A 3572-nucleotide genomic window follows, 5' to 3' on the forward strand; every position below is an offset into this window, starting at 1 on the left:
TCCTGCGGGAGGCGGTAGTAGCCGCGGTTGTCGATGCCGCGCAGCGACAGCGTCGGGCCCAGCTCGCCCGCCTCCGCCGTGTGGTTGTAGACGACGTCGAGGATCACCTCGATCCCGGCGTCGTGGAGGGCGTGGACCATCTGCTTGAACTCGCCGACCTGGCCGCCGGCGGTGCCGCTCGCCGCGTAGCCGGCGTGCGGGGCGAAGTAGCCGATGGAGTTGTAGCCCCAGTAGTTGCGCAACCCGCGCCGCAGCAGGTGGTCCTCGTGGGCGAACTGGTGGACGGGCAGCAGCTCGACGGCCGTCACCCCGAGCCGCCGCAGGTGGCCGACGGCGGCGGGGTGGGCGAGCCCGGCGTAGGTGCCGCGCAGCTCGGGCGGGATGTCCGGGTGGAGCTTGGTGAAGCCGCGTACGTGGAGTTCGTAGATGACCGTGTCGGCCCAGGGCGTCTTGGGCCTGCGGTCGTCGGCCCAGTCGTCGTCGTCATGGACGACGACCCCCTTGGGGACGAACGGCGCCGAGTCGCGGTCGTCGCGCACGGTGTCCGCGACGTGCTGGTCGGGCCAGTCACGGACGTGGCCGTACACCTCGGGCGGCAGGGTGAACGTTCCGTCGACCGCGCGTGCGTACGGGTCGAGCAGCAGCTTCGCCGCGTTCCAGCGGGCCCCGGTCCAGGGGTCCCAGCGGCCGTGCACCCGGTATCCGTAGCGCTGACCGGCGCCTGCGCCGGGGACGAAGCCGTGCCAGATCTCATGGGTCAGCTCGGTCAGCGGGAGCCGGGACTCACGGCCCGCCGGGTCGAAGAGGCAGAGCTCGACGGCTTGTGCCCCGGCCGCCCAGAGGGCGAAGTTGGTTCCCGCCACCCCGTCCGGGCCGACCCGGAACCGTGCCCCGAGCGGCGTCGGCGCCCCCGGCCATACGGGTGGTCCGTCCGGTCCCCGCCGGGGTGCCCCCTCGCCCGCGCCCACCCGCCCCGACGTACGCGGCGCTTCCTCCTGCCCGGCTGTGCTCGACACCTCTCGGCCTCCCGCGACTCGTCGGACGGGCCACCCGGCGAAGGGGCGCGCGGCGCCCGGGCCGCGGCTCCTCGTGGTGGTGTGCTCCCCTCTGTTCTGCCCACGGCGCGGCCCGCGCTCACGTTTCCCCCGGGCGTGCCCGTCGTTGGGGGGAGCGTGAACCACGAAGCGAAGAGAGCACGGGCGGGTTCGGCCGCCGTGCTGACATGGGCAGGATTGTTCACCGTGCTGGCCCTCCTGACGGGCTGCACCGAGGCGACGTCGTTCTTCGGGGACGGCCGCGCACCGGGGGACGCCATCCGCATCGTCCCGAAGGACGGCGCGGAGGACGTGGGCGCGGACGGCCGGATCGAGGTGACCGTCCCCGACGGCCGGCTCGAACGGGTCAAGGTGACACGGATGGAGGACGCGGAGCAGGAGGAGGTACCGGGGAAGATCGCCGGCGACGGCCGTTCCTGGACGCCCCAGGACAAGGAGTACCGGCTCGGGCTGGCCGGGAAGTACAGCGTCGAGGCCGTCGCGGTCGACGGCGACGGCCGCCGCTCGGCCCGGAACACCACCTTCACCACCCTGGTCCCCAAGGACCGCTTCATCGGCTACTTCAAGCCGGAGAACCGGTCGACCGTGGGCACCGGCATGATCATCTCCTTCGACTTCAACCGGCCGGTCAAGAACCGCGCCGCGGTCGAGAAGGCGATCCGGATCACCACCGAGCCGCAGGTCGAGGTGGTGGGCCACTGGTTCGGCGGGGAGCGGCTGGACTTCCGCCCCGCGGAGTACTGGGAGCCGGGCACCGAGGTCACCGTCGACGTCGGACTGCGCGACGTGGAGGGGGCGCCCGGCGTCTACGGCAGCCAGCGCAAGAAGGTGGCCTTCCGGATCGGCCGCGCGCAGAGCGCCGTGGTCGACGCCGCGGCCCACACCATGGAGGTACGCCGTGACGGCGAGGTCGTCAGCACGGTGCCCGTCACGGCGGGCGCCGAGAAGACCACCACGTACAACGGGAAGATGGTCGTCTCCGAGCTGCACGAGGTGACCCGGATGGACGGGCGGACCGTCGGCTTCGGCGGCGAGTACGACATCAAGGACGTCCCGCACGCCATCCGGCTCACCAAGTCCGGCACCTTCCTGCACGGCAACTACTGGGAGTCCCCGGACATCTTCGGCAGCGAGAACACCAGCCACGGCTGCATCGGGCTGCGGGACGTGAAGGGCGGGAGCTCCGAGAGCCCGGCCGGATGGTTCTTCGAGCGGACCCTCGTCGGCGACGTGGTCGAGGTGGTCAACTCCACGGACAGGACGGTCGCCCCGGACAACGGCCTCGGTGGCTGGAATCTCGGGTGGCCGCAGTGGAAGGCGGGTTCCGCGCTGCGCTGACCCCCGTCCCGACCTGCACGGGTCCCGGGGACGGCGTCCCCGGGACCGCCGGACGGCGCCCCGGGGCCACCGGGGACGAGTTGGGACACAACGGTGACATCCCGGGGGAGTTCTCCTCGCACCCGGTGTGATTGTCTTGCGCCGAGCGCGCATATCTGGCGCGCGGGGGTGCGGGCCATGGCGGGGCCAGGCCGTGCGAGGGGAGACGACCACAGTGAACGGGCTGCCGATATCGGGGGCATCGGCCGGAGCGGGCAAGGGACGGAACGGGCGCGGGGCGCACGGACTTCTCGCACTGGTACTCGGTGCGATGTTGTTGCTGGTGACCGCGTGCGGGGGGAGCGGAGTTGCGGCCGACAAGGGTGCGGCCAAGGACGGCGGGGGCAAGGCCGCCGACACGGCCGCCTCGCAGGCGGTGGTGACCATCGCGCCGAAGGACGGCGCCGACGCGGTGGCGACCAGCGGAGCGCTGAAGATCACGGCGGCGCAGGGGAAGCTGACCACCGTGAAGGTCGCCGACCCCAAGGGCAACGCGGTCGACGGCGAGATCGCCGCGGACGGGCTGAGCTGGGTCCCGGACCGGCATCTGGCCGCGGCCACCAAGTACACGGTGCACGCCGTGGCGAAGGACGAGAAGGGCCGTGAGTCGGCCAAGGACACCACCTTCACGACGCTCGTCCCGCAGAACACCTTCATCGGGCAGTACACCCCCGAGGACGGTTCGACGGTCGGTGTCGGCATGCCGGTGTCGATCCACTTCACCCGCGGCATCACCGACCCCGAGGCCGTCGAGAAGGCGATCAGGGTGACGGCGGAGCCGGCCGTGGAGATCCGGCCCCACTGGTTCGGCAACGACCGTCTCGACTTCCGCCCGGAGAAGTACTGGGCCGCGGGCACGAAGGTGACCCTGCGCCTCGACCTCGACGGTGTCGAGGGGCGGCCGGGGGTCTACGGCAAGCAGGCCAAGACCGTGTCGTTCACGATCGGCCGCAGCCAGATCTCCACCGTCGACGCGAGCTCGCACCGCATGAAGGTCGTCCGGGACGGCAAGCAGATCAAGGACATCCCGATCTCCGCGGGCGCCCCGTCCACGACCACGTACAACGGGAAGATGGTCATCAGCGAGAAGCTCAAGGTGACCCGGATGAACGGCGACACCGTCGGCTTCGGCGGCGAGTA

General features: G+C 71.6%; 3 protein-coding genes. 2 read left to right on the forward strand and 1 reads right to left on the reverse strand.

The genetic code is table 11. The features are described 5' to 3' along the window. Nucleotides 1-968, reverse strand: a 968-nt coding sequence (locus IH13_RS0123590) for an alpha-amylase family glycosyl hydrolase (protein ID WP_267883875.1), incomplete at its 3' end; no start/stop codon positions are given. A gap of 204 nt (nt 969-1172) precedes the next feature. Here IH13_RS0123590 and IH13_RS0123595 point away from each other — a divergent pair. Continuing rightward, the gene (locus tag IH13_RS0123595) at nt 1173-2393 is read left to right on the forward strand and encodes a L,D-transpeptidase (RefSeq protein ID WP_031087568.1); all 1221 of its coding nucleotides are present in this window, start codon (nt 1173-1175) and stop codon (nt 2391-2393) included. 310 nt (nt 2394-2703) lie between these two features. Next, the coding region (locus IH13_RS0123600) for a L,D-transpeptidase (protein WP_420713390.1) at nt 2704-3572 on the forward strand (869 nt) is incomplete at its 3' end.

The sequence above is a fragment of the Streptomyces sp. NRRL WC-3549 genome (genome assembly GCF_000721935.1).
Classification (GTDB): Bacteria; Actinomycetota; Actinomycetes; order Streptomycetales; family Streptomycetaceae; genus Streptomyces.